Annotated in this window: 19 protein-coding genes, 1 tRNA gene and 1 pseudogene; 5 read left to right on the top strand and 16 right to left on the bottom strand. The window is 62.5% G+C overall.

Annotation, left to right across the window (positions count from 1 at the left end):
- Positions 1-100: 100 nt before the first annotated feature.
- From I6F31_RS34830 to I6F31_RS34755, 16 genes and pseudogenes are all read right to left on the bottom strand, one after another.
- Positions 101-1,302, bottom strand: a pseudogene (locus I6F31_RS34830) (ABC transporter substrate-binding protein).
- A 147-nt stretch (positions 1,303-1,449) separates the two neighbouring features.
- Entirely contained in the window at positions 1,450-2,346 is an 897-nt protein-coding gene (locus I6F31_RS34825) for an SDR family NAD(P)-dependent oxidoreductase (protein WP_225148563.1), read from the bottom strand.
- A gap of 142 nt (positions 2,347-2,488) precedes the next feature.
- Complete coding sequence (locus I6F31_RS34820; protein ID WP_225148564.1) at positions 2,489-3,310, bottom strand: SDR family NAD(P)-dependent oxidoreductase; 822 nt, start codon at positions 3,308-3,310, stop codon at positions 2,489-2,491.
- 311 nt (positions 3,311-3,621) lie between these two features.
- Positions 3,622-5,607, bottom strand: a complete 1,986-nt coding sequence (locus tag I6F31_RS34815) for an acetoacetate--CoA ligase (protein WP_225148565.1) — start codon at positions 5,605-5,607, stop codon at positions 3,622-3,624.
- Between the two features lie 54 nt (positions 5,608-5,661).
- Entirely contained in the window at positions 5,662-5,961 is a 300-nt protein-coding gene (locus tag I6F31_RS34810; protein WP_225186923.1) for a DUF1330 domain-containing protein, read from the bottom strand.
- Between the two features lie 105 nt (positions 5,962-6,066).
- The gene (locus I6F31_RS34805; RefSeq protein ID WP_225114492.1) at positions 6,067-7,143 is read right to left on the bottom strand and encodes an alpha/beta hydrolase; all 1,077 of its coding nucleotides are present in this window, start codon (positions 7,141-7,143) and stop codon (positions 6,067-6,069) included.
- An 18-nt stretch (positions 7,144-7,161) separates the two neighbouring features.
- Entirely contained in the window at positions 7,162-8,412 is a 1,251-nt protein-coding gene (locus I6F31_RS34800) for an acyl-CoA dehydrogenase family protein (protein WP_225148566.1), read from the bottom strand.
- A 54-nt stretch (positions 8,413-8,466) separates the two neighbouring features.
- Positions 8,467-9,714 (bottom strand): MFS transporter, encoded by a 1,248-nt coding sequence (locus tag I6F31_RS34795; RefSeq protein WP_225186922.1) that lies wholly within the window; start codon positions 9,712-9,714, stop codon positions 8,467-8,469.
- Positions 9,715-9,759: 45 nt separating this feature from the next.
- Positions 9,760-10,380 (bottom strand): NAD(P)H-dependent oxidoreductase, encoded by a 621-nt coding sequence (locus I6F31_RS34790; RefSeq protein ID WP_225186921.1) that lies wholly within the window; start codon positions 10,378-10,380, stop codon positions 9,760-9,762.
- A 300-nt stretch (positions 10,381-10,680) separates the two neighbouring features.
- Positions 10,681-11,616 (bottom strand): AraC family transcriptional regulator, encoded by a 936-nt coding sequence (locus I6F31_RS34785; RefSeq protein WP_225186920.1) that lies wholly within the window; start codon positions 11,614-11,616, stop codon positions 10,681-10,683.
- Positions 11,617-11,632: 16 nt separating this feature from the next.
- On the bottom strand, positions 11,633-12,502 hold the full coding sequence (locus I6F31_RS34780; protein ID WP_225186919.1) for an AraC family transcriptional regulator: 870 nt from the start codon (positions 12,500-12,502) through the stop codon (positions 11,633-11,635).
- A gap of 781 nt (positions 12,503-13,283) precedes the next feature.
- Positions 13,284-13,359, bottom strand: a tRNA-Lys gene (locus tag I6F31_RS34775).
- Between the two features lie 165 nt (positions 13,360-13,524).
- Complete coding sequence (locus I6F31_RS34770) at positions 13,525-14,121, bottom strand: Spy/CpxP family protein refolding chaperone (RefSeq protein WP_225186918.1); 597 nt, start codon at positions 14,119-14,121, stop codon at positions 13,525-13,527.
- A 196-nt stretch (positions 14,122-14,317) separates the two neighbouring features.
- The gene (locus I6F31_RS34765) at positions 14,318-15,322 is read right to left on the bottom strand and encodes a TRAP transporter substrate-binding protein (protein WP_225186917.1); all 1,005 of its coding nucleotides are present in this window, start codon (positions 15,320-15,322) and stop codon (positions 14,318-14,320) included.
- Positions 15,323-15,487: 165 nt separating this feature from the next.
- Positions 15,488-17,050 carry a 2-isopropylmalate synthase gene (locus I6F31_RS34760; protein WP_225186916.1) on the bottom strand — a complete coding sequence of 521 codons (1,563 nt, stop codon included), beginning with the start codon at positions 17,048-17,050 and terminating at the stop codon, positions 15,488-15,490.
- A gap of 412 nt (positions 17,051-17,462) precedes the next feature.
- The gene (locus I6F31_RS34755; RefSeq protein WP_225186940.1) at positions 17,463-17,726 is read right to left on the bottom strand and encodes a hypothetical protein; all 264 of its coding nucleotides are present in this window, start codon (positions 17,724-17,726) and stop codon (positions 17,463-17,465) included.
- Positions 17,727-17,907: 181 nt separating this feature from the next.
- Between I6F31_RS34755 and I6F31_RS34750 the strand changes: the two genes are divergently transcribed.
- The 5 genes from I6F31_RS34750 (at position 17,908) to I6F31_RS34730 (ending at position 25,595) form a co-directional block, all read left to right on the top strand.
- On the top strand, positions 17,908-19,140 hold the full coding sequence (locus I6F31_RS34750; protein WP_225186915.1) for an SMP-30/gluconolactonase/LRE family protein: 1,233 nt from the start codon (positions 17,908-17,910) through the stop codon (positions 19,138-19,140).
- Between the two features lie 136 nt (positions 19,141-19,276).
- Positions 19,277-20,398, top strand: a complete 1,122-nt coding sequence (locus tag I6F31_RS34745) for a D-alanine--D-alanine ligase family protein (protein ID WP_225186914.1) — start codon at positions 19,277-19,279, stop codon at positions 20,396-20,398.
- 58 nt (positions 20,399-20,456) lie between these two features.
- The gene (locus I6F31_RS34740) at positions 20,457-21,551 is read left to right on the top strand and encodes an FAD-dependent oxidoreductase (RefSeq protein WP_225131850.1); all 1,095 of its coding nucleotides are present in this window, start codon (positions 20,457-20,459) and stop codon (positions 21,549-21,551) included.
- A 79-nt stretch (positions 21,552-21,630) separates the two neighbouring features.
- The gene (gene uvrA / locus I6F31_RS34735; protein WP_225186913.1) at positions 21,631-24,138 is read left to right on the top strand and encodes an excinuclease ABC subunit UvrA; all 2,508 of its coding nucleotides are present in this window, start codon (positions 21,631-21,633) and stop codon (positions 24,136-24,138) included.
- 146 nt (positions 24,139-24,284) lie between these two features.
- Positions 24,285-25,595, top strand: a complete 1,311-nt coding sequence (locus I6F31_RS34730) for an ABC transporter substrate-binding protein (protein WP_225182817.1) — start codon at positions 24,285-24,287, stop codon at positions 25,593-25,595.
- Positions 25,596-25,725: the final 130 nt, after the last annotated feature.

Genomic DNA, 25,725 nt, shown 5'->3' with positions numbered 1-25,725 from the left:
CGATTTTCAATACAATCGCTCCCGTCGTTTGCTGCAGCGCAATGGCGACACCCGCGGACCAACCTGCCTCGACATCATTGCATGCGGTTCGATATCGACGCTACTTGGTCGAGAGCACCTCGCCGAACCGCTCCCACTGCTTGCCGGTGAAGCGCATGAACTGCAGCTGCTCGACCGGCAGATGGTCCCTCTCGCCGGTGTTGACCTTGATGCCGGGCAGCAGCATCGGCAACTCCAGATCTTTGATCGACAGCGCCTGCCGCAGGATGTTCTCGCGACTGAGGTCGTTGCCCGCCGCCTTGAGCACGTGCTCCAGCGCCATGCCGTTGTTGTAACTGTTGACGTAGTTGGCATCGCGGATGTCGCCGTCAGGCACGTATTTGGCCATGAAGTCGCGCCACCCCTTCACGCCGGGGTCGTCCGCCCATGCCGGATCGAGCGGATCCTTGACATAGGCGCTCGAGATGATGCCCGTACCGGCGTCGAGCCCGGCCGGCTCCATCACCGAGGACATCCATACCGACACATTGGTCAGGAACATCATCGGACGCCAATTGATCTCGTAAGTCTTGCGGATCGCCTGCGCAGCGAATTTCGGGGCCGCGGCGATCACGAGCGCATCCGCACCGGTCGATTTGAGCTTCACGATCTGGGAATCGATCGTCGGCTCAGTCGTCTCGTAGGCCGCCGCCGTGACTGCCGTCTCGTAGCGACTGCCGAGCACATCCTTGAGCCCGGCGAGGTAGTCGCGTCCGAAATCGTCGTTCTGCGCCAGCACCGCGAAGGTCGCGTCGGGCTTCTTCTGCAGGGCATAGCGCGCATACAGGCGGGCCTCGTTCCGGAACGGGGCCATCACGCCCATCAGCGTGAGGGGAAACTGCGCGGGGTCGCCGAACTTCGAGGCCCCCGAGGCGACGAACAGCTGGGGCACCTTTTTGCCCTGCAGATATTTGGCGATCGCCGTGTTATGCGCGGTCCCCATCGTCGAGAAGATGAACGACACGTCGTCGCTCTCGACCAGCCGGCGCGTCTGTTCCACGGTCTTGGGGGCACGTAGCTGTCGTCGAGCGAGAGCAGGTTGACCTTGCGGCCGTTGATGCCGCCGCGGTCGTTGACCATCTTGAAATATGCGACCTCGCCCTTGCCGAGGATGCCGAAGGCGGACACTGGCCCGCTATAGGGCATGGTCTGTCCGATGCGGATCTCGGTGGCGGTGATGCCGGGCTGGTCTTCGGCTACGGCCGGCGCCGCGAGAACGGACCAGACCACGTACAGCCCTGCGGCTGCGATAACGCTTCGCATCGACTCCTCCCTGATAGGCCGCGCTGAGAGCGGCTGTTTGTCCGGAGGATTGATTCCCTCCGATTCTTGCGACGTCTTTCGAATTACTCGGCTGCGAGCGGGCGCCCAATGGAGATCGGCGCCCTCCTCAATCGCCAGACCGAAGTTCTAACCAATGCTTGCAGCCAAGCGCTTGGCCTCCGTCGTCGCTTGCCGGCGCATCGCTTCGAACTGTTGCCGTTTCGGATCGATATCTCGATCGGTGGGGAACGACTGAAGTATTTCTCCGAACGACTCTGCGACTTCTTCTTTGAATTCGCCGTGCGGAAGAATGTATGGCTCGTTCCCGACGATTCCTTCGACCACCCGTTCGCCTACGGCGAGAGGATCCATTCCGGCATCCAACGGCGAATCGCCGGCCGCGAACGGGCCGACCGCCGGTTGAGCAGAACCGGACGTGTTGAGGTGAAGCGTCGTGTCGACGAGATTGCTGCGAACCAGGCCGGGACAAAGAAGCGAAACGCCGATGTTGTGCGGTCCGAGCGCCATTCGCAACGACTCCGTCAGGCCGCGCACCGCGAATTTGGATGTCGAGTAGATACCGCCGGGATTTGGAAGAGCGAGGATGCCGGCCATCGAGGAGGTGTTGACGATGTGACCCCCTTCTCCATGCGCTCGAATCCGTGGAACGAACGTCGCGACGCCGTTGACGACGCCCCCGACGTTGATGTTCATCACAAAATCCCAATCCGCGAAGCTCGCGTCTTCCATAGCCACCATGCTCGATACGCCTGCATTGTTGCAGAGTATGTGGACCTTGCCGAATACCTTCTCGGTCTCCGTCGCGGCCCGTGCCATTGACTCGCGGTCGGTAACGTCCAGACGGATCAGATGGTAGTTCTTGTTGGAGCGATCGAGGGCGGAAGCCGCCGCATCGAGATGCGATTGACGGACGTCCGCGATAACGACCTTCACCCCATGTCGCAGGAACGCGCGGGCCACTCCGAACCCGATCCCACTCGCGCCTCCCGTGATGAACGCGACCTTGTCTTCGATATCTTTCATTTGATGGTGCTCCTGATCCTTGCGCACGCCCCTCGACGTCATCGCGCCTTCTCGAGCATGAGCGATGCCTTTTGGCGTCGCTCCACGCATGCGCCATGCCACCAGCGTCTCGGGCCGCACCAGGACAGCATTCGCCGCCGATTCAAGCGGACCTCTTTCCAAGACTCACACCGCCATCAATCGGAATTTGCGCACCGGTAATGTAGCTCGACGCGGGGGACGCTAGGAAAAGAGCTAATCCCTTCAGGTCGTCAGCGTCTCCAATGCGGCCGATCGGGACCGTGGCTCCTATTGAATTCTGGACCTCGGGTTGCTTTAGCCACCCACCTCCTATGTTTGTGACGATGAACCCGGGCGCGACTGCGTTCACGCGGATTTTGTGTGGGGCCAGTTCGAGAGCAGCGTTGCGCGCCAGATGTGCTGCTCCCGCTTTCGCGGCCATGTAGGCCGCCCCTATCATCCCCTCATTCAAGTAGGCGGCGATCGACGTTGTGACCACGATGCTCCCGCCTCCTCCGCCTCGTTTCATATGGCGCGCGGCAGCGCGAATGGTGGCGAAGATGCCATTGAGATTAATCTCGATCGTTCTGTTCCACCGCTCGTCCTCGTAGTTTTCGATAGCACCTGCCTCGGACGGGCTGCCGTCCGGATTGGAAAAGCCAATTCCGGGGTCGATGCCCGCGTTGGCAAAAACGACGTCGAGGCGTCCGTATTCTGCTGCGACTTCTGCGAAGACCTGATCGACTGCCTTGCGATCAGTCACATCAAGCTTGTGACCTCGAACGTCCAAACCTCTCGCGGAGAGCCGATCCACCTGTTTGCCCAGGGAGATCGAGTCCACATCAAGGATCGCCACCCGTGCACCGCTATCGGCCAGTGCTTCGACAAAAGCGAGACCGATGCCACTGGCGCCGCCCGTGACAATCGCGCCATATCCCTTGACAGAGAACCTCTCGATCATCATCAGCGACCGCCCTCATCGAACAGCCCAGGCCATCCCCGGGGATGTCTAGCTGTCGCAAGCCAATGCGAGGTCGCCTCGCCAGCATTGGACAATGCCATGCGCGTCTCCCCCAAGAATTCCGCGTCGCGCTTGCGAAGCGTTTGTTGAAGCCAAGCTAAGAGAAGCAGCACACCGCCGCCTGCACAAATCGATCCGGGTTGCAAAAAACTGACACAAACTACATGTCGCAATGCAGCATTATCGTCTCCTCAGTTCATCCGCGTCGATGGGGTGGACCGAGCTAGCGCACGGCGGCAGTGCCATTCCCGTCCCTACACCCGCTGCAGGTTCAGCTGCTCCGCGAACCTGACGAAGTATTCGAAGCTCGCCGGGTTCGCCATGGAATCCGGGCTCGCCACCTTTTCGGCAGCAGTGCCAAGCAGCAGCTTGCGCACCGGAAGCTCCATCTTCTTGCCGGTCAGGGTGCGTGGGATCTCCTCGACCTGGAAGATCTCGCTCGGCACGTGGCGAGCGGAGCCGTAGGTGCGGATCTGTGTGGCGATCCTCGCCTTGAGCTCATCCGTGAGCATGAGCCCCGGCTGCAGCACGACGAAGAGCGGCATGTAGGATTCTCGCCCGAGATACTCGAGGTCGACAACCAGACTGTCGCGGATTTCTGCGATGTCCTCGACAACACGGTAGATCTCCGCGGTTCCAATACGGATGCCGAACCGGTTGATTGTGGTGTCGGAGCGACCGTAGATCTGGCTGGTCCCGGCGGCTGAAAAACGGATCCAGTCGCCCTGTCGCCAGCGGCCGGGAAACTGTTCGAAGTAGCTCTCCCGGTAGCGTCGGCCGCCCTCATCGTTCCAGAAGAAAACCGGCATCGACGGCATCGGCTTGACGATGACGAGCTCGCCGACCTCGTCGATGACCGGTTCACCCGCCTCGTTGAAGGCGAATGCTGCGACGCCCAGTTCACGGCATTGGATTTCTCCGGGATGGACCGGCAGCACAGGACTGCAGCTCACGAAGCCCGAAGCTATGTCGGTGCCGCCGCTGATCGACGCAAGCCAAAGATCTGATTTGATCGCGTCGTAGACCCACCGATAGGCCTCGGCTGGCAGCGGTGACCCGGTCGAGCTGATCGACCGCAGCTTCTCCAGCGCGACGAATTCCCGAGGGCGCAAGCCGTCCTTCATGCAGTTGGTGAGAAACGCGGCGCCGCAGCCGAAATGCGTAACGCCGTACGCATCCAGCAATTTCCAGATCGCCCGATTGTCCGGCCAGGCCGGATTGCCGTCGTACAGCACGATCGAAGCACCTGTCAGCAGCGCGCCGACCTGCAGGTTCCACACGATCCATCCTGTGCTTGCCAGGAACATCAGGCGTTCGCTGGGACGCAGGTCGTGCTGGAGCGACATGGTTTTGAGATGGGTCAGGACGATGCCGCCGTGGCCGTGGACTATCCCCTTCGGCAAGCCCGTCGTTCCCGACGAATAGACGATCCAGAGCGGGTGCGAGAACGGCACGCGATCGAACTGCAATTCGGCATCGCCGCTGACGGCATCTCCCCAGCTCATCAGGTTGCGCCATCGGACCGGTCGCTCCGCCGCAAGCGGGCCGGGCACATGAATGATGTGCCCGACGCTCGGAAGCCCTTCGCGCAACTCCTCGACGATAGGCGCGCGATCGTGGGTCTTGCCGTTGTAGGTGTAGCTGTCGGCGGCAAACAGAACTTTCGGTTCGATCTGGCCGAAACGATCGAGCACCATGGTTCGCCCCATCTCGGGAGAGCAGCTGGACCAGATCGCACCGATGCTGGCGCATGCCAGAAGCGCAACGACCGTCTCCGGACGATTCGGCAGGTAGGAGGCGACGCGGTCACCCCGCTTGACGCCCAGACGACGCAATGTTGCCGCCAGCGCGGCCGTCTGTTGCCGCAGAGCTTCCCAACTAACCTCCCGGGCCTCGCCCGCTTCACTGAGCACGACGAGCGCAGGCGATTCGGGCCTGGCAGCGCGGAAGACGTGCTCGGCATAGTTCAGGCGGGTATTCGGAAACCAATCGGCGCCGGGCATCGCGTCCGATTGCAGCACGGGGGTCGGGTCACCGTCTGCCCGCACGTCGAAATAGTCCCAGATCGATCCCCAGAAGGTGTTCAAGTCGCTCGTCGACCAGCGCCAGAGGTCCTCGTAGTCTTCGAACTTGCGACCGTGGCGCTCATCAAGCCACCTCATGTAATCCCACAAGCGAGACCCGACGATCTTGTCCTCGGACGGGGTCCACAGCAGCTCCAAGGTCGCAGTTGCTTTCATCGGCAGTCTTTCACTTCGATCTCGTTCAGCCCGAGCTTCCGCCGCGGATCGCTATCAGTCCTCGTGCCCCTCGATCATGACGAATTCGGAGGTGCTGGCTTCGTCGCGAATCTTGGCCGCCGCCTGATACTCGGGTGAGTCGTAGCAGGCCTTGGCTATTGCGTAGCTTTCGAACTCGATGACGACGTGGCGACGCCCTTGAAGTGCGTCGCCGTGCACTTCGCATGCACCGTTTCGGACAAGGAACCGCGCCCCGTACTTCTTCAATGGTGCGGCGTTGGCCGCGATGTAGTCCTTGTAGCGCTCCGGGCTCGTGACGTTGATGTGATCGACCCAATATCCCTTTTTCGCCATCTCGCACTCCTCCTGCGCTAACGGTCTGCTGACAAATCGGACCACCTCACTCGCACCTTCCAGTCGCGGCTTCACCACAAGATGCGGCGGCGCGAAAAATCGAATCTATGTTGGTCGTGACCCTACATGTTCCGAGATCCACCTTTCCAGGAAAGCAGCAATGTCATCGCTGTTCCTTTCTTGCATCATCAGGTGGCCGTTGCCGCGCAGGCCGTGGTCTTCGAGCCGCAGATGGACGGCGCGCACGCCGGCTTGGACGAGATAATCGACGGTGCCGTGGTCGTGCATGGACCAGGCCGACGCCTCCGATGTCACGACAGCAACGGGCACCGATGCGAGATTGGGAAGACGCCTCGCCGGCTCTTTCTGAACGAAGCAGTCCGCCAACCCTGGCTTCTGAGCCTTGCGGATTTCGCGCCGCAGTTCAGTTGGACCTTTGATGGGCGGATCGAACGTCATCGGGATCGCAGTGAGTCCGTAAGAGAGGTCGCCCAGCCCCATTGGCAATTGGGCGAAAGGCGGCCCCATTGGCTCGACCGCGACAATGCCTTTCACCAGGTTCGGCCGACTATCTGCCACGAGCCAGCCGAAGGGCGCTCCCATGGAATGGGTGAGCAGGATCGATGGACCGATACGATCCAGCAATTCGGCACCAGCCCGCTGCATCAACTGTTGCGTCTGTGCCAAGAACACGAGGAACGGACCTTGGGTCGCGATGAATTGGTCCAGGGCTGGATCGCCGACGACGCCCGAACCAGGCCACTGATTATGCTTTTGTGCGTTTGGCCAGCTGTTCGGCTGCTTGCCGGGCGCGCTAAACAGCGTCATGGCAAATTCGTAGGTCAGCGGAGGTGTCATGGGACCCAGAGCCTCCGGATGCAGGGGTGAGCGACCGTGCCCCGGGCGGTCGACGACATAGACCGCGTAACCCTGTTTCAGAAAGTAAGTGGCCCATCCCGGCCGTCCATCGGCAGTACCGAGAAAATCCGTTCCCTGCCCCCCACCACCATGCACCATGACGATGGGATATGGATGCCGGATGTGCTCCGGGATCTGATATTGCACGAACATCTGGCCCGCGGCGATGGTGCCATTCGGTGTCTGCTGGCGGACCAGACCGGTCCAGAAGAATCCCTGATCTGCCAGCACCAACGGAGCAGGTTTTGCTTTAGTTTGGGTCACGTCCCCCTCCGACTTTCTTCAGAGATCCAGAAAACCGGTCGGCAGCCCGAGATTGCTGCGACCAATGTACTTCGCGAAGGTCATGTATTGGGAGGACATGTGTCCTCGATACATCTGGGCGTCGCCAAAGTATCGAAGCATCCTTGAGCCCTTCCGCGCCGCGGTCGACCCGGCGGTCTGGAACAAGAGTTCGATGGCTTCACAGGCAAGACGTGCACCGGTCTGCAGCATTCCCCAGAGTCGCAAGTTTTCTTCCGCGGAGGCTTGCACACCCGTCTTCGCCCACCGCTGGCAGTAGTCCATGTGCTTGCGCAAACCCTGGAGCAGCACGCCTTCGGCTGCGTCAGTCAACGCTATGGCGCGGCCATAATTGACCTGGAAATCAGTCTCGAAGGCACGCTTGATGAAAGGTGGAACAAATGTGTTCTGCGAGAACAGAATGTCGCGATATTCATCGATCGCCGCGCGCGCGGCTCCGATGATAGGCGATGTCAGGGACGCGTGATAAGGACCCATGAGAACGCCGAGATACATCGGGTTGCCATGCAATCGCGTTCCGGGTGTGCCATCAGAGAGATCCTGCTTTACACCCAGCGCGTCGAAGAACGCGGTCATATGCTCGGGCACGAAGACATTGTCCAGCTTGACGCTGTTCGAGCCGGAGCCGCGCATGCCCAAGGTGCGGTCTCCACCCCAATCGCCCAGAATTGTGTATTGCCCCCGCGGCACAACGAAGTGCAACATGCGTGGCGGGAACGACGTTTGAAGCAACGTTGCGCCAAGGAAGTGCGTGCTGTGCGGTATTCCCGACGAATATGGCCACACACCATTGATGATATAGCCGCCCTCGACCGGCAGGCACGTGCCCCCGGGGGCAGCCCGGTGCGGTGACGCGAAATGTCCGGACGAACCGAAGATTTCGATCTGTGCAGCTTCCGACCAGTGCGAGGCTATGACGGGCGCATGAGAAGCGGCCAACGTCAAGCACCACCCTGCGGACGGATGACCGCGCGATATCTCCACCATGACGCGAAAAAATGTTTCGTAATCGAACTCGTAGCCACCAAACATTTTGGGCTGCAAGATCCGATAAAATCCAGCATCGATGAACTTCTGCTGGATTTCGTCCGAAAAATGTCCCCGCTCATCGGTCTCGTCTTGCGATTCCCGCAGCAGCGTTCTCATCGAGGCCGCGCGGTCGACCAGATCCTGCGGAGTGAGGTGAGGTTCCGGTGCCGGCAGGTTCTTGCGCATGGCCTGAACGTTCATTTCAATCTCCTAATGTTTCCGTTGAGCGCGGTTGCGGCTAGCCGGGATAGGGATTTACGCCGGCGAACTCACAATCATTCTCTTGTGGCGCTCGAGCACCCGCGGCGCAGTTTCGTCCAGCATCAGGCAAAGCAAGCCTGCACAGATGCACAGCGCAGCGGCGATCCACATCGAGCTGGACGGACCGAACACGTCGGAAGCGATCCCGGCGAGAGCCGGGCCCGCGAAGCCGCCCGCGAGCTCGCCTACCCCCATGATGAAGCCGAGCGCAGTAGCAACATGGGTCGGCGGGATTGTCTCGGACGGCACAGTGGCCATGAACAACGAGAAGCTGCCAATGGCGAGATACCCGACACCCATGAACAACACCATCAAAGGCAAAGGTCCGTCGAACATGACGGTTGTCACCGGGGCAATCACGCCAACGAAGCCTGACAAGATGAGAATCGGACGGCGGCCAAATCGATCCGACAGCGCCGGTACGATGATCGAAGACGCGGCCGTTGCGATACCGGTCGCGGCCAGGGCAACGCTCATCGCGCTGAGCGACAGACCGCGGACCTGCACCAGGTAGATCGGAAGGAACGTTATCTGAATCAGGAGCCAAGCCACCATCAGGCAGCTCACGATCGCGCAAACCCAGATGTTGCGATGTTTCAGCATCGTCGAAAGCGGGATCGTGTTGCGCGCTGCCGCAGTCGACATCGGAGCGGCACCCGGCGAAGGTTCACGGATAAATGCGACAATCAGGGCCGCCACCACGAAGCCAGGCACCGCCGCAATGTAGAAAGCGCTTCTCCAGCCGTAGATCTGCGCACTTGCGACGAGCAGCAGAGGAGCGGCAAAATTACTTAGCAGCGCGCTGAAGAAATTCTGCAGAACGCCCATGTTGAAGCCGCGACGGTGCTCCGACGATTCCGCAGCCATGATCGACTGCGCGATCGGAAGTACAGGTCCTTCCGCAAATCCCATCACGAGGCGCGCGGCAAGCAACGTCAGAAACGAATTGGCAAGACCGGATCCTACCGAGCACATCGAGAAGATCACTATCGCCCAGACCAGGAGCGTTTTACGATTTTGAAAATAGTCCGAAAGAGTGCCGACCGCATAGCCGGCGATTGCCCAGGTCAACGCCAGGCCAGCCGAGAGGACACCCAGCTGGGTGTTGTTCAGTTGGAGCTCAGGCATCAGAAACGGAGATAGAAAATTCAACGCAAGACGGTCGAAAAATACGAAGCCAAACGCGGCCCCCATCAAGACGACAACGAGATTTTCATAACTAAGGATGCGATTCCTGCTCATGACCCCTCCCTATTGTTTCCCGTTATGGTCGTTTGCGGCCGCGTTCTAGGCGCATTGCGCCGGCGCGGCTCCTGATATTTCCAGCCCATTGCGCCGGCTCTCGTACAGCCGCCGCATCTTCGCGAACTCGACGACCTGCTCGGCCACGAATGCGAGCTGCTGCGCCATGATCGGATCACTGCACGCACCATCTGCGGAGAATGGCCTCTGCGCGGTGTTGATCACCGCTGAAAATGGAGTCGGCCAACCGCGCAACGCGTGAACGATGGTCCGCAGAGTTCCCAGCGTAGCCCCCATGGCTTGAGCTCCGCCCGCGCATACGATGGCGCCGACAGCGCGTCCGGCAAGATAGCTGCGCGCGTCCGCACGGAGATCCTCGGTGTAGTCTATTGCGTTCTTGACCAGGCCGGAGATCGAGCCATGATAGCTTGGGGTGGCTATGATGACGCCGTCTGCGGTGCGCAGCGCTTCGACCAGCGAGGTCGCACGCTCCGTACGTTCAATGCTGTCGTAGTGAGGGAGATTCAACGTTTGCCCGGCGAAGATCTGGGTTTTCGCACCGAGCCGCGCGGCTTCCGTCAAAGCCAGACGGAGCGCCTTCTCCGAGGTTGATCCGTCGCGCAACGTTCCGCCGATCCCGACGACGAGCGGAGACCAGTCCTTCATCGCAGCGGCCCACTTTCCTGCGCAGCACGATCATCCGAGGTGCAAGGCATCTCAAGCGAATGCTGGCCAATTCGGATATGCGAGCACCCTCGCCCGGCATCGAACAATGCCATGCGCGTCTCTCCCCATCATCGGGCGCCGTGATTGCGTGTGGCGCCTCTTCGTGAGGTGAAGGTAGGACATGCCGGGGGGCTAAGCCTGCACAAACCGGACCGGTTTGCAGGAAACTGACACAAACTGCCGGCTTCGTTTCCAGGAAACGAGCCAGCGTTCGGATCGGAAAGGCAGATCGTGGAGCGCTTAATTCATTGCCCGTCGATAAGCGCCCGGCGACAAGCCGGTCATCCGACGGAACGTGTTGGTGAAATGTTGCTGGTGCGCAAACCCGCATTGCCTTGCGACTTCCGCGAGGCCAATGTTTGGATCCGTGAGGAGCAGTTTCGCATGATGAATTCGCACCCCCACAACGTAGCGGTGAGGAGACACGCCCAGCGAAGACTTGAACAAGCGTATGAAATACTCGGGGCTTACGCCGCAGATCGCAGCCAAATCGCCTAGCTTGATGCAATCGGCGATATTGGCTTCGACGAAATCACGAATCGAGCGCACGCTACGCGTACTCAGGCCGCGTTCCACACCACCCGACGTTTTCGGCTTCCGTCCATTGAGCACGACAAATCGATTGGCTATGGCATGCGCAATTGAATCGGCCATAAGGGAACACGAGACATCACCCTCACGCACCATTTCCTCCACCACGGCCAGGAGATTGTGGGTTAAGGGCTCCGGCTCACCCAACAAAGGCAAGAGGCCGAAATCGGAGTTCTGCGCTTGACCTTCAGAGCCGGCAAACAGTTCAGGACGCAGGTACACATGGATCGAATCCAATGGCGTATCTAGCGTCACCTCGCAGTCGCGGCGCGGCGGCAGGAAAAATATCCCCTTCTCCTGCAAGTGCCTGGATACGACACGCCCATCGATCCGATAGGTAACATCGACTGGCCCACTAGCTGCAGTCACCAGCAGGGCGTTGTCATTGGCTTCGAAGCGGCCCCTGAACGGCTCTTCCCTCTGAACCGATGCGAACATAGTCGACCAGCCGAGCCCCGCGCTCGACGCCTGGCTTTTCACGGCGAACTGTCGCAGCACGGAATGGACCTCGCCACCGTCGAAAGGCCGCACGGTACGCTCATTTTGCGCTGCAGCTGGCGATGGTGGATCAGAGCGTTTCTGCATCGGCCCTAGCTGCTTATCAGTTGATGCCGCGACGGTACCGACCGGGCGTTTGGCCCGTCAGCCTGCGGAAGGCACGCGTCAAGTGTTCCTGATGGGAGAAGCCACAGCGCAGTGCTATCTCAGCGAGACCTTGCTGGTTTTGCTCGATCAAGCGCTTGGCCCGTTCGACACGTGCCGCGATCACATATTGGTATGGTGATTTGCCAGTCGTTGCTGCAAAAGCTCGAACGAACGACTTTGTGCCGATGCCGCACGCGCTGGCCATCGCAGCAAGGGTGATCTCGCCCTCGAGATTGGATTCTATGAAATCCTGAAGGCGCCGAAGCTGGTATTCAGGCAGCCCAGCGGTCTGAACCTGCCACGGTTCGCTACTTCTGCTGATCGTGGAGATCCTGTTCGCAAGTGCTCGCGCTATCGGATCGATGAAGAGAGCTGAATTCGAGGCTTTCTCGCAAAGCGCCTGCTCAACCGCGTGCGCCAGATGCTGTAGAACCACGTCCCGTTCGACCAGCAGCGGCGTGACCTCATTGACACGTTCGCGTCCAACTAAGGTTGTGCGGAGATAAATATGCAGCGTATCCAGCGCCCCATGCAGTCCCACCTTGCACGCATGACCCGCCGGTAGAAAGAAGGCGCTTCCCCTCGGAATGCTGCGCGAAGTGACGTGCCCGCCGGATTCAAAGGTCGTCTGCACGGGGCCGCTGCGATGCAACACAATGAGGTCGTCTGCGATCGCTTCGAACCGGCCCTCGAAGGGATTCTCCCTTTGGACCGACGCGTAAATCGAAGACCACCCAAACCCCTCGCTTGAGGCACGAATGTCGGCCCCAAACCGCTGCAGAATGCCGTGGGTATCAGAGCCTCTGAACTCGCGATTGGCTTCCATCTCGTGCTCGGCGTGGTGTGAGCTGACGGGCCCGCTGCAGCGCAATATGCGCGGCATGATGATGAAGAATAGTGCACTATAACAATGATGCTCTCAGCCCGCCAGCGCCTTCGTTTGCCTGACCGAGACTCTGCAGGGGAGAGGTAAGGAAGTGGAGCTGATCAGTTCTGTCGCCGAGATATTCGGCAGGTCATCGATGCTGATGAGGACCTTGTGCTTGTAAGAAGCCAAGTCGTGTCTTGGCACTATGCAGCGACGAAAACACGAAACGTCACATCCCATGACACGCAGTTGGTCTTGATCATCGGATTCTTTGGCGACTGGTGGGCCGGCTCGCGGCGCAGTGATAGAGTTCAAGCTCAGTGCAAAGCACGAGCGGCAGCACCCACCAACGCATCAGCGCCATCTCGCTCCCAGGTCCTGCTCGTTCCGCTCTGCGAGAGTCACCTCCGATGCTCCTGTAACCCGAGGATCGCGGAATCAGCGATGACGTTAACCGCCTCTCGGAAGCGACACTGACGCGCAGGGGCGCGCTCCGTGCACCATTTTGCAGGACAATTGCTCGCCGCGACCGGCCGCAAGTCTCGATAGCCGTTTGGACCCGCTTTTTGCGAGGTTGAGCAACTGCTTGATCCTGCCTCTGGTGCCCGAAGATCTCGTCTATGCCCGGGTCTCGGTGGTGCAGGGGTCGATGAGCAGTGTCTGTTTTGGTTGGGCGCTGAAAACGTCCAACCAAACGTCCCGTTCTGATGCTCATTCGCTGCAAGCGATTTATATCGTTTGGTGGGCGCACCAGGGCTCGAACCTGGGACCCGCTGATTAAGAGTCAGCTGCTCTACCAACTGAGCTATGCGCCCGAAAGGCGGTCAAGGCCTTGCGAGGCCGGTCGTTTAGCAAAGCGTTCCGGGTCTGGCAAGCGATCGGACGCAAGTTTTCCAAGGTCTCGTCCGCAGCCCCGAAAATGCGAAAAGCCGCTGGATTCCAGCGGCTTCGCCAGGTTTACGGCCTGAGAACCGGTCCGTTCAGAGCCGGCCCTCCCGGTCCCGGTCGGGACCGCGGTCACGGTCGAAGCGGTCGTGGTGGAAGTGGTCCATGCCCCGTTCCATCATGCGGTCCATGCGCTCCTTGAAGTGGTGGTGGCGCGGGCCGTCCTCGCCGCCGCCGAACGGGCCGCGGTGCCGGGTCAGCACGGCGAGACGCCGTCTCTGGCCCTCATCGAGGGTCTTGTAGAGCGGATCGGCGGCATCGGCGATCTTCTTCAGGGCGGCGGAGCTGGCGCCCATGTCCTCGGCGCGCTGGCGCAGGCGGGCGATCGGATCCTCGGCCCTGTCGGCATCGCCCGGCCCGGCATTCATCCGCGCATTGGCACGGTCGATGCGCAGCTTGGCGAACTCCCGCACGGCCGCCTCAACCGGCGGCCACAGCTTCTCCTGATCGGCGTTGAGCCTCAAGCCGGCATGGACGGCGGCGATCCGCGCATCGACGAAAGCGGCGCGGTCCTCGGGATTCATGCGGATGTGGCGGACGTGCTCCATCCACGGGCGATGATATTGGGCATAGACCGCGCCCGAGCCGGCGATGCTGAGCACGGCAATGGCGGCGATGGTGAATTTCTTCATCCTGACCTCCTCTGGAAGGATGCCCGTGAGGATGAGCGCGAGGGGGCTGACGCGCAACTTACAACTTGGACAGGAAGCGCCCTCTTGCTGACATGTAACCGCCGTGAATGCCCGTTCAGATGCAAACTGAAATGATTTGCAACAAGAAGGGCTTCCGTGCGGTGCGCGGAAGCCCTTCGTTGGCCGCCTGTGGCGGTCAGTTCGTCGGGCTCTTGGCTTCCTTCAGGAACTCGTCGATCAGCGCCTGGCCGATGCGGCCGGCGGCATCCTTGTAGACCGGCTCCATCGCCTTGCGCATCGCCTCGTCCTGCTCGGCCGTGAGCTTGATGATCTCGCTCTTGCCGCTCTTCTTGATCTCGGCCAGCGCGTCCTCGTTCTCCTTCTGCGACTGCGCGTTGCTGAACTCGGTCGCCTCCTTCATCGCCTTCGACAAGGGGTCACGGATGTCGGCCGGCAGATCGTCCCAGAACTTCTTGTTCACGATCACGACGTAGCCGATGTAGCCGTGATTGGTTTCGGTGATGTACTTCTGTACCTCGTGCATCTTCTGGGTGTAGATGTTCGACCAGGTGTTCTCCTGGCCGTCGACCACGCCGGTCTGGAGTGCCTGGTAGACTTCCGAGAACGCCATCACCTGCGGCAGCGAGCCGAGCGACTTGAACTGGGCCTGGATCACGCGCGAGGACTGGATGCGGAATTTCACGCCCTGATAGTCGGCCGGCGTAATCAGCTTCTTGTTCGCGCTCATCTGCTTGAAGCCGTTGTCCCAATAGGCAAGGCCGGTGATGCCCTTGGCATCCAGCAGCTTCAGCAGTTTGGTGCCGAGCGGCCCTTCCGTCACCTTCCGCAGCGTCTTCAGGTCGGGCAGGATGTAGGGCAGATCGAACACCTCGAACTCGCGGATGCCGAGCGGCCCGAACTTGGAGTTGGACGGCGCCAGCATCTGCACGCTGCCGAGCTGCAGCGCCTCGAGCTCTTCCTTGTCCTTGTAGAGTGTCGAGTTCGGATAGACCTCGACCTTGACCTTGCCGCCGGTATATTTTTCCGCAAGCTCCTTGAACTTCTCCGCGCCCTTGCCCTTCGGCGTGTCGGTGGCGACGACGTGGCTGAACTTGATGATAACAGGTGACTGGGCCGCTGCCGGCCCTGTCAAGCCAAGTGCCAGAGCCGCGATGGACGCGGCGATCGCCAAGGTGCGCATGGTCTCTCCCTATCGTTTGTTTGAGCCGCCCGGCGGCGCCGGGTGGCCAATCTTATGCCGGCTGCATCAATAGCGGCTCGCTTACCGGGCCGCTAGTAGCCCTTGGCAGGGCAGCTGTTCTTGGTCGCCTCTCCCGCAAGCGGGAGAGGCGAAGCCCCAAGGGCGTCAGCTCGCCGCCGCCGTCGTCACCGTGTCGCGCTGGCGCTTCATGACGATCTTGTTGAGCGCGCCGAGATAGGCCTTGGCCGAAGCCACCAGCGTATCCGGATCCGCCGCGCGCGCCGTCATCGAGCGGCCGTCCTGCGCCAGCCGCACCGACACTTCCGCCTGCGCGTCGGTGCCCTCGGTGACCGCATGGACCTGGTACAGCTCAAGCTTGGCCTCGTGCGGCACCAGGCGCTTGATGCAGTTGAAGACGGCGTCGACCGGGCCGTTGCCCTCGGCTTCCTCGATCTTGATCTGGCCGTCGACGTCGAGCTTCATGGTCGCGCGCTGCGGGCCGTGGGTGCCGGCGATCACGGTCAGCGAGGTCAGCTTGATGCGGTCGTGGGAGGCCGCCATCTCCTCGTCGACCAGCGCCTCGATGTCCTCGTCGTAGATGTCCTTCTTGCGGTCGGCCAGCGCCTTCATCCGCGTGAACGCATCCTCCAGCTGGTTCGGACCGAGCTTGTAGCCCATCTCCTCCAGCTTGTGCACGAAGGCGTGGCGACCGGAATGCTTCCCCAGCACCAGCGACGACTGCTTCAGGCCGACCATCTCGGGGCGCATGATCTCGTAGGTCGAAGCGTCCTTCAGCACGCCGTCCTGGTGGATGCCGCTCTCATGCGCGAAGGCGTTCCGGCCGACGATCGCCTTGTTGTATTGCACCGGGAACGAGGTCGCCGCCGACACCAGCTTCGAGGCGCGGGTCAGCTGCGTCGTGTCGATCTTGTTCCAGTAGGGGAATTTGTCGTTGCGCACGTTGATCGCCATCACGATCTCTTCGAGCGCGGCGTTGCCGGCGCGCTCGCCGATGCCGTTGATGGTGCATTCGACCTGGCGCGCGCCGCCGGTGATGCCGGCCAGCGAGTTGGCGACCGCCATGCCGAGATCGTTATGGCAGTGCACGGAGAACACCGCCTTGTCCGAGTTCGGCACGCGCTCGATCAGCGTCCTCATGAAGTGGGTGTATTCCTCCGGCACCGTATAGCCGACGGTGTCGGGGATGTTCACGGTGGTGGCGCCGGCCTTGATGACCGCTTCGACGATGCGGCACAAGAAGTCCATCTCGCTGCGGGTGCCGTCCTCGGCCGACCATTCGACGTCGTCGATCTGGTTGCGGGCGCGCGCGACCATGGCGACCGAGGTCTCGATCACCTGTTCCGGGGTCTTGTTCAGCTTCACCCGCATGTGCAGCGGCGAGGTCGCGATCACGGTGTGGACGCGGCCGCGCTTGGCGAACTTCACGGCCTCGGCACAGCGGTCGATGTCGGCGGGATGGGCGCGCGAAAGACCGGCGATGACGGCGTTCTTGGAGCGGCGGGCGATCTCGCTAACCGCCTGGAAGTCGCCTTCGGAGGTGATCGGGAAGCCGGCCTCGATGACGTCGACGCCCATATCATCCAAGAGCTCGGCGACCTCGAGCTTCTCCTCGAAGGTCATGGTGGCGCCGGGGCACTGCTCGCCGTCGCGCAGCGTGGTGTCGAAAATGATGACGCGGTCCTTCTCGGACTTGTTCGCGGTGGCCATTCCTAGATTTCCTTTTGAGCGTTGGCGCCGTTCAGAGCCGTTTCAGTCCCTGGCGCTTGAGGTGTCCGTTGATCTCGACCAACCCCTGAGCGCCCAGGCGCGTGGCGCCCAGCCGGCCCTCAGGGGCAAGTAAGAAGAAGGCCGCCAATAAGGAGGGTGGGCAGCAGTGCAGCCGGGATCGCGGCGGCGGCCAGAGCCACCTCCCCCGAAATCCCCTCGATTTGGCCGCGAATCAGCATTGCCGGACCCTGTTGAGCCTCAAATCCTCGGTCAAAACCATTGACGGTTGGTTTCCGGGAGAGGCCCGATGTGGCCGTTTCTAGACGAGAAATGGCCGCAACTGCAATGCCAAAAGATGGTCAACATGTGTGACATATAGCTTCCGCTCCAGCCTAGATTTTGGGGGACACACCTATCCCGTGCCGGTGCGGCGCGCGCGCGCCCTGTTCTCCCAACGGTTCAGCATTTGGCCGAGCTCGCCGGTGGGCGCAGCGGTGCCGGTCTTCGCGATCTCGTTGGTGTTCGCCGCCGTATTGGCCGAGAGCCAGTCCGGCTGCGTGTACTCGCGCCAGCGGCGCGCCTCCGCGCGCCTTTTTCGGGAGACGTAATCCCGCGTGAAATAGCCAGCCGCAAAGGCAAACGAGAGAAGGATGACCAGGATGACGACCTGCACAATGAGCTCCGGCTTTGTCCCCACGAGCGCCCTGCAATCCAAGCGCACCCGAAGGTGACGAAATTGCGGCCCACGATCACGCCGCGGTTTCAAGTCTGCCCCTCGCAACCGGACGCAGACCGGACTAACCTTCGCCTCGCTCGGCCGGATCAACCGGCCAGCCGAAGATGACCGGGAGGACACGATGACACGCCAGGAGGCTTCTGAGCGGGAGCAGCGTGCGCAGGATGCTGCGCTTTCACGACGAACACTGGTCCGGGGGCTGGCGCTCGGCGCCGCGGCCACGATGGCGGGCCCCGCGCTCGCCCAGACCGGGCCTGCCGCACCGCCGACGACGATCACGACGCCGCCGCGCGATTTCGGTCCGGGCGGCGCGCCGACGACCTATTTCTGGGACCCCGACATCATCGCGGTCGATCCGTCATTCAACGATCTCGCGCAGCCCAACACCGCGATCAAGCGTCTCTACACCGGGCTGCTCTGGGCCGAAGGCCCGGCGTGGAGCGCGCAGGGCCGCTATCTCCTGTGGAGCGACATTCCCAACAACCGGCAAATGCGCTGGACCGAGGACGACGGCCGCGTCAGCGTGTTCCGCTCGCCCTCCAACAATTCCAACGGCAACTCCTTCGACTTCCAGGGCCGCCAGCTCTCCTGCGAGCACCTGACGCGGCGGGTGACGCGCTACGAGCATGACGGCACCGCCACCGTGCTCGCCGAGTCCTATCAGGGCAAGAAGTTGAACTCGCCGAACGACATCGCCGCGCATCCCGACGGCAGCTATTGGTTCACCGATCCGCCCTATGGCGGCCAGCTCTACGAAGGCGAGCCCGACGTCGCGGGCGGCCCGAGCAATGCAGGCGGCAAGCTCAATCCGCGGATCGGACAGCCGGCCGGCTTCGTGCCGGGCAAGCGCGAGCTGCCGACCAATTGCTATCGCATCGATCCCTCCGGCCGCATCGACCTCGTCGTCACGGAAGACCAGGTGCCCGACCCGAACGGGCTGTGTTTCTCGCCCGACTACAAGAAGCTCTACATCGCCTCGACCGGCAAGGGACCGGGCGACACCGGGCCCGGCGGCAAGGGCGAGATCTTCGTGTTCGACGTCGGCAGCGACAACAAGCTGTCGAACCTGAAGAAGTTCACCGATTGCGTGATCGACGGCGTGAAGTGCGGACCGGATGGTCTGCGTTGCGACGTCAACGGCAATCTCTGGGCCTCCAGCAATGCCGGACGCGCGGTCGGCTACAGCGGCGTCACGGTGTGGTCGCCGGAGGGCAAGCTGCTCGGCCGCATCCGTCTGCCGGAAGTGTGCGGCAACGTCTGCTTCGGCGGCCCCAAGCGCAACCGCCTGTTCATGGCCGCGAGCCAATCGCTCTACGCGGTATATACGGCGACGCAGGGCGCAGGGCCGGGCTGAAACGCAGCGAGCCTTGCTACGACATGGCGCCGGCGGCCCTCGCCGGCGCCGAACTTTTTTGATCGAAGCACCAACCTGCCAACAGAGGTGACTTTCGGACAGAGCACGTCATAAATGAGCCATGGCAAACAAAATATTGGCAGACAAAATTCGCGTCGTTGTTCTCTATGGCGGCAGGTCCGGCGAGCATGAGGTCTCGCTGAAATCGGCGGCCTCCGCATTCAGGCATCTCGACCGCACCCGCTTCGAGGTGATCCCGGTCTCCATCGACAAGGAGGGCCGCTGGCAATGGAACGATCTTGGTGCGCTCGATCTGGCGCAGACGACGTCCTTGCCGATCCTGCCCAATGCGCCCGAGATACGGCTCGCCAGAGAACCTGACGGACGGGTGGCTCTCATGCCTGTAACCGCAGGGACGATGGATCCGCTCGAGATCGACGTCGTCTTTCCGGTCATCCATGGCCTGCTTTGCGAGGACGGCACCGTGCAGGGCCTGCTTGAATTGGCCGACGTCGCCTATGTCGGATCCGGCGTTCTCGCCTCTGCCGTCAGCATGGACAAGGACGTCGCCAAGCGGCTCGCCGAATTCGCCGGCATTCCGGTCGCGCCCTATCGCGTGCTCACAAGCAAGGCCTTCGCGCAGGACCGTAGCTCGTCGCTTGCGAAGGCGGCCGGGGGCCTGAGCCTCCCGGTGTTCGTCAAGCCGTGCAATATGGGCTCCAGTGTCGGCATTCACAAGGTCAAGACCTTGGATGCGCTCGGAGCGGCGCTCGACGATGCCTTTCGTTACGACATCAAGGTGCTGGTCGAACAGGGCATCGACGCACGCGAGATCGAGGTCGCGGTGCTCGAGGGCGAGACGCTGTTCGCCAGCGTTGCCAGCGAGCTCAATCCGAACGCCCATCACGAGTTCTATTCCTACGAAGCGAAATATATCGATCCTGACGGCGCCCGGGTCGATCTTCCCGCGAGGTTGGACGCGGCGCAGATGGAGCGCGTGCGCGCGCTGGCGACGCAGGTGTTCGCGGCGCTCGAATGCAGCGGCTTCGCGCGCGTCGACTTCTTCCTCGACCGGCAAACCGGAAGCTTCTATTTCAATGAGATCAACACCCTGCCCGGCTTCACCTCGATCAGCATGTATCCGAAGATGATGGAGGCCTCGGGCGTGCCTTATGGCGAGCTGCTGACGCGCCTCGTCGACCTGGCGCTAGAGCGGCACCGGCAGCGGCAATCGCTGGAACGGGGTTACGCGAGCTAGGTTGTTTCCGCTCGGGAGCAAAGCGCCCCACAAATTGACGCGAGCCAGGGAGCCCATCATGCGCGTTGTGGTCTGCGGCGGCGGCGTCATCGGGGCCTGCGCGGCTTATTTCTTGCGCCGCCGCGGCATCGACGTGACTGTCGTGGAGCGAACCGAGGTCGCCGCCGCCGCGTCCGGCAAGGCCGGCGGCTTCCTGGCGCAGGACTGGTGTGTCGGCACGCCGCTCGATGCGCTCGCGCGGCGCAGCTTTGCGCTTCATGCGCAACTGCCGGAGGAGATCGCCGGCGATTGGGGCCACCGGGCGATGACCGCCTATAGCGGCTTCGTCGCGCCCGACGGCGACGCGCGCCGGGATGCACCATCCGCGCTTGGCTGGCTCAGCGACGGCGTCGTCATCACACAGCGCATCGGCACGGCGAGGACGACTGCGATCGTGCATCCGCGCAAGTTCACGTCGGCCATGATGGACGCAGCGCTTGCGCTCGGCGCTGAGTTTCGTTCCGGCCGCGTAGCCGGCATCGTGCGCGACGGCGATCGTGCGATGGGCGTCGAGGTCGAAGGTAGCATCGTCGCGGCTGATGCCGTCGTGATCGCGATGGGGCCTTGGTCGCTGCTCGCCGCGCAATGGATGAGCCTGCCTGCCGTCTACGGCCAGCGCAGCCCGAGCATCGTCTACGACATCGCCGCAGACGTGCCGGCCGAGGCCTTATTCCTGGAGTATGAGGAAGGCGGCAGTGCGGTCTCGATCGAGGTCTTTCCACGCGCAGACGGCAGCACGCATATCACGGCCCTCTCCGACATCGCGCCGCTTCCGCTCGATCCCGCTTCCGTGACGCCAGACCAAGAGGCGATCGCGCGTCTGCAAGCGATGAGCGAGCGGCTGTCGCCGCTGTTCACCTCTGCGAACATCATCGCGCATCAGGCCTGTTTCCGCCCGGTGACGCAGGATGGCCTGCCGCTGATCGGCAAGGTGCCGCGGAGCAATGGCCTCTACGTCGCGACCGGCCACAATGTCTGGGGCATCCTCAACGCACCCGCGACCGGCGAAGCGTTGGCGCAGCTGATTGCCGATGGCAGCGCGCAGGTCGACCTCTCGCCATTCGATCCTGCCCGGCTCAGTCCGCTCGATCCGTCGTTGCTGCACACGCGCTAAACCGGTGCGGCCCGCTGGCATCCTGGGACCTATCCTGCGATCCTGCCGTTACCCTCCCATGGAAGGCTGGAGGAGCCAGATGGACGATCGACCCAGACAACCCGACCTGATGCAGGACGACGGCTTCGTCAAGGTGCGCGGCGCGCGCGAGCACAATCTCGGCAACGTCGACGTCCGCATTCCTCGCAACGCCCTCGTCGTGTTCACGGGCGTGTCGGGTTCGGGCAAATCCTCGCTCGCCTTTGGAACCATCTACGCCGAGGCGCAGCGGCGCTATCTGGAATCGGTGTCGCCCTACGCGCGGCGCCTGTTTCACCAGATGCAGATCCCCGAGGTCGACGACATCGAGGGCCTGCCGCCGGCCGTGGCGCTCCAGCAGCAGCGCGGGGCGCCGACGACGCGTTCGTCGGTTGGCAGCGTCACCACCATCTCGAACCTGATGAGGATGCTCTATTCCCGCGCCGGCGACTATCCGCGCGGGCAGCCGATGCTCTATGCGGAGTCGTTCTCGCCGAACACGCCGGAGGGCGCCTGCCCGGCCTGCCACGGCATCGGCCGGATGCTCGACGTCACCGAGAAGTCGATGGTGCCCGACGACACCAAGACGATCCGCGAGCGTGCCGTCGCGGCCTGGCCGAGTGCCTGGCAGGGCCAGAACCTCCGGGACATCCTGACGATACTCGGCTACGACGTCGACAAGCCCTGGCGCGAGTTGCCGAAGAAGGACCGTGACTGGATCCTGTTCACCGAGGAGCAGCCGACCGTTCCTGTCTATGCCGGCTACGACGCAGCCGAGGTCAAGCGGGCGCTACGCCGCAAGGAGGAGCCGAGCTACCAGGGCACGTTCACCGGCGCCAAGCGCTACGTGATGCAGACCTACGCCAAGTCCGAGAGCGCGATGATGAAGCGTCGCGTCGCGCAGTTCATGATCACGCGGGACTGCCCGACCTGCCACGGCACAAGGCTGAAGCCCGAGGCGCTCAAGGTCAGGTTCGCCGGCCTGAATATCGCAGAGATGTCGCACCTGCCGCTCAAGCAGTTGCACGACGTGATCAAGCCGTTCGCAAAAGCTTCATCGGACAAATCCGAGAAGACCGCCGTCGCGAGGCGCATCTGCGAGGATCTGTCGGAGCGCCTCGCCGTCCTGCTCGATCTCGGCCTCGGTTACCTCGCCTGCGAGCGCAGCACGCCGACGCTGTCGCCGGGCGAGTTGCAACGGCTACGCCTCGCGACGCAGGTCCGCTCGAATCTGTTCGGCGTCGTCTACGTGCTCGACGAGCCGTCCGCGGGCCTGCATCCCGCCGACACCGAGGCGCTGCTGCGCGCGCTGGACCGGCTGAAGCACGCGGGCAACTCGATCTTCGTGGTCGAGCACGAGATTGAGGTGATCAGGCATGCGGACTGGCTGGTGGATGTCGGGCCCGAGGCCGGCGAAAACGGCGGACGCATCCTGTATAGCGGACCGCCGACAGGGCTCGACCAGGTCGAGCAATCGCGCACCGCCACCTATCTCTCACATCCCCGGCGGCCGCTGCCGACGATCCGTCGTGAGGCGAAGGCGCATCTCAAGGTCAGAGGTGTGACCCGCAACAATCTCCGCGGCCTCGACGTTGACATCCCGCTCGGCGTGATTGCCAGCGTGACCGGCGTGTCGGGTTCGGGCAAATCGAGCCTCATCAGCCAGTTCGTGGTCGACACCGTGGCTGCGCATCTCGGCCACACGCTTGCCGCCGATTCCGACGACGACAATCTGGCTCCCACGGTCGAGACATTGGGCGGCAAGATCGTTGCCGGCCTCGACCTCGTCGATCGTCTGGTCGTTGTCGATCAAAAGCCGATCGGCCGCACCCCGCGCTCCAACCTTGCGACCTATACCGGCCTGTTCGATCATGTACGGAAGCTGTTCGCGGCGACGCCGCAGGCAAAATCCCGTCGCTACGATGCCGGGCGCTTCTCGTTCAATGTCGCGAAGGGGCGCTGTGCGACCTGCGAGGGCGAAGGCTTCGTCTGCGTCGAGCTTCTGTTCCTGCCCAGCGTCTATGCGCCCTGCCCGACCTGCAAGGGCGCGCGCTACAACGACAAGACGCTCGAGGTGAAGATCCGCGGCAAATCCATCGCAGACGTGCTGGCAATGCGGGTCGACGAGGCCTTCGACTTTTTCCAAGACGATTCGACGCTGCACCGGTCGCTGTCGGTCGTCCGCGAGGTCGGGCTCGGCTATATCCGCCTTGGCCAGTCCGCGACCGAACTATCCGGCGGCGAAGCCCAGCGCATCAAGCTCGCGACCGAGCTGATGCGTCCGCAGCGTGGCCACACGCTCTATGTCCTCGACGAACCGACCACCGGGCTGCATCCCAGGGATGTCGAGCGGTTGATCGCCCAGCTTGAGCGGATCGTGGACGCCGGCAACAGCGTGATCGTGATCGAACACGACATGGACGTCGTCTCGCACAGCGACTGGATCATCGATCTCGGCCCTGGCGCCGGCGACGAAGGCGGCCGCATCGTCGCAGCGGGTGCGCCGGACCAGATCACCAGAACCGGCGGCAAGACGGCGCATTATCTGGCCCGTCGCTTAGCGCAGTGAAAGGTTGCGTCGCCCCTTATCTCGCAATTGCGTACTCCACCTTGGCGGACCACCCCGCGACTTTCGCGATGTTGACTTTCCGCCGCCCCCCTCTCCATACTTCGCGACAACAACAAGATCAAACGACGGTTTTGAGGGAGGATAGGATGCCGACTTCACGCAGGCAGCTGCTGAAGACCTCGGCGGCTGCTGCCGCCGCACTCAGCCTCGATTGGACACGCGCCCAGGCACAAGCCGAGAATATACGCATCGGCCTGATTTACGACCTCACCGGCCCCTTCGCCGCCGGCGGCTCGGTCGCATCGTCGATCGGCGCGCAGATCGCCATCGATCTCGTCAACGAGAAGGGCGGTGTCGGCGGCAAATACAAGGTTGCTCCGGTCGCCGCGGATTCGCAGAGCAAGCCCGACGTTGCGATCAACGAGGCCGAACGCCTGATCAACCAGGAGAAGATCGACATCCTCAACGGCGTCTATGCGAGCTCGCATGCGGTGCCGCTCGCGGCCAAGGTCGAGCAGCAGAAGAAGATCCTCTGGATCACGACTGCGGTCTCAACCGCCGTGTTCAAGGACAAGAACCTGCAATACGTGTTCCGCGCGCAAATCCATTCAGACCAGTATGGCCAGGCCTTTGCAAGCTTCCTCACCGAGCATGCCAAAGCCAAGCTCGGCATGGACCCGAAGGAGGTCAAGGTCGCGTTGATCCACGAGGACGGCCCCTATGGGGTCGGCGTCGCCTCGGCCGACGAGGCCTACGCCAAGGAGGCCGGCATTCCGGTGGTGCTGCGCGAAGGCTATTCGGCCTCGGCGCCCGACCTGTCGGTGCTGGTGACCAAGATCAAGCGCGCCAAGGCCGACGTGATCTCGCATGCGGGCTACAACCCTGACATCACCTTGTTCCTGCGCCAGGCCCGCGAGAGCGGATTGCGCTTCAAGATGCTGTTCGGCGCGGGCGCCGGCTACAGCCAGCTCGACAAGCTGCGCGCCACTTTCGGCGCCGACATCGACCATTTCTGCAACATCGACCCGGTGCCGGCGCAGCTGCTCGATCCCGCCAAGCTCGCGCCCGGCATGGGCGATCTGATCAAGACCATGGTCAGTCGCTACCAAGCCAAGACCGGCGCCACCGACGTGCCGCCGCACTGCTCGATGGGCTTCAACCAGACCTGGGTGCTGCTCAACAACGTTCTGCCGGTCGCCAAGGAGAAGTACGGCAGCTTCGAGCCCGAGGCGATCCGGAAAGCGGCGCTCGACGTCGACATCCCCGCGGGCGGCACGATCCAGGGCTATGGCGTGAAATTCTTCCCGCCGGGCACGCCGCTCTCCGGCCAGAACGAACGCTCGACACCGGTCGTGATGCAAAACGCCGGCGCGCACATCTCCGTGGTGTGGCCGACCAATATCCGCACGCAGGACCCGGTCTTCCCGCTGCCGAAGGGTTCGACCTACGGGGCGTGAATGCGCGGCGCACTCCGACCCTCCCCTGGAGGGGGAGGTCGCCACGCATGCAGCGAAGCGGAATGCGTGGCGGGGTGGGGTGACGGTCTCTCCACATCCACGGCGCCCGATTGGAGAGATCACCCCACCC

Source organism: Bradyrhizobium sp. NBAIM01 (genome assembly GCF_020194115.1).
Taxonomy (GTDB): Bacteria; Pseudomonadota; Alphaproteobacteria; order Rhizobiales; family Xanthobacteraceae; genus Bradyrhizobium; species Bradyrhizobium yuanmingense.
The sequence above is the reverse complement of the archived record's forward strand: the minus strand, read 5'-3'. Positions and strand labels throughout refer to the sequence as shown.

Excerpts from the sequence above, each read along its gene's own strand:
- I6F31_RS34825 (WP_225148563.1), bottom strand. The coding sequence starts at position 2,346 with ATGAAAGATATCGAAGACAAGGTCGCGTTCATCACGGGAGGCGCGAGT.
- I6F31_RS34820 (WP_225148564.1), bottom strand. The coding sequence starts at position 3,310 with ATGATGATCGAGAGGTTCTCTGTCAAGGGATATGGCGCGATTGTCACG.
- I6F31_RS34815 (WP_225148565.1), bottom strand. The coding sequence starts at position 5,607 with ATGAAAGCAACTGCGACCTTGGAGCTGCTGTGGACCCCGTCCGAGGAC.
- I6F31_RS34810 (WP_225186923.1), bottom strand. The coding sequence starts at position 5,961 with ATGGCGAAAAAGGGATATTGGGTCGATCACATCAACGTCACGAGCCCG.
- I6F31_RS34800 (WP_225148566.1), bottom strand. The coding sequence starts at position 8,412 with ATGAACGTTCAGGCCATGCGCAAGAACCTGCCGGCACCGGAACCTCAC.
- I6F31_RS34795 (WP_225186922.1), bottom strand. The coding sequence starts at position 9,714 with ATGAGCAGGAATCGCATCCTTAGTTATGAAAATCTCGTTGTCGTCTTG.
- I6F31_RS34790 (WP_225186921.1), bottom strand. The coding sequence starts at position 10,380 with ATGAAGGACTGGTCTCCGCTCGTCGTCGGGATCGGCGGAACGTTGCGC.
- I6F31_RS34785 (WP_225186920.1), bottom strand. The coding sequence starts at position 11,616 with ATGCAGAAACGCTCTGATCCACCATCGCCAGCTGCAGCGCAAAATGAG.
- I6F31_RS34780 (WP_225186919.1), bottom strand. The coding sequence starts at position 12,502 with ATGGAAGCCAATCGCGAGTTCAGAGGCTCTGATACCCACGGCATTCTG.
- I6F31_RS34770 (WP_225186918.1), bottom strand. The coding sequence starts at position 14,121 with ATGAAGAAATTCACCATCGCCGCCATTGCCGTGCTCAGCATCGCCGGC.
- I6F31_RS34765 (WP_225186917.1), bottom strand. The coding sequence starts at position 15,322 with ATGCGCACCTTGGCGATCGCCGCGTCCATCGCGGCTCTGGCACTTGGC.
- I6F31_RS34760 (WP_225186916.1), bottom strand. The coding sequence starts at position 17,050 with ATGGCCACCGCGAACAAGTCCGAGAAGGACCGCGTCATCATTTTCGAC.
- I6F31_RS34750 (WP_225186915.1), top strand. The coding sequence starts at position 17,908 with ATGACACGCCAGGAGGCTTCTGAGCGGGAGCAGCGTGCGCAGGATGCT.
- I6F31_RS34740 (WP_225131850.1), top strand. The coding sequence starts at position 20,457 with ATGCGCGTTGTGGTCTGCGGCGGCGGCGTCATCGGGGCCTGCGCGGCT.
- uvrA (WP_225186913.1), top strand. The coding sequence starts at position 21,631 with ATGGACGATCGACCCAGACAACCCGACCTGATGCAGGACGACGGCTTC.
- I6F31_RS34730 (WP_225182817.1), top strand. The coding sequence starts at position 24,285 with ATGCCGACTTCACGCAGGCAGCTGCTGAAGACCTCGGCGGCTGCTGCC.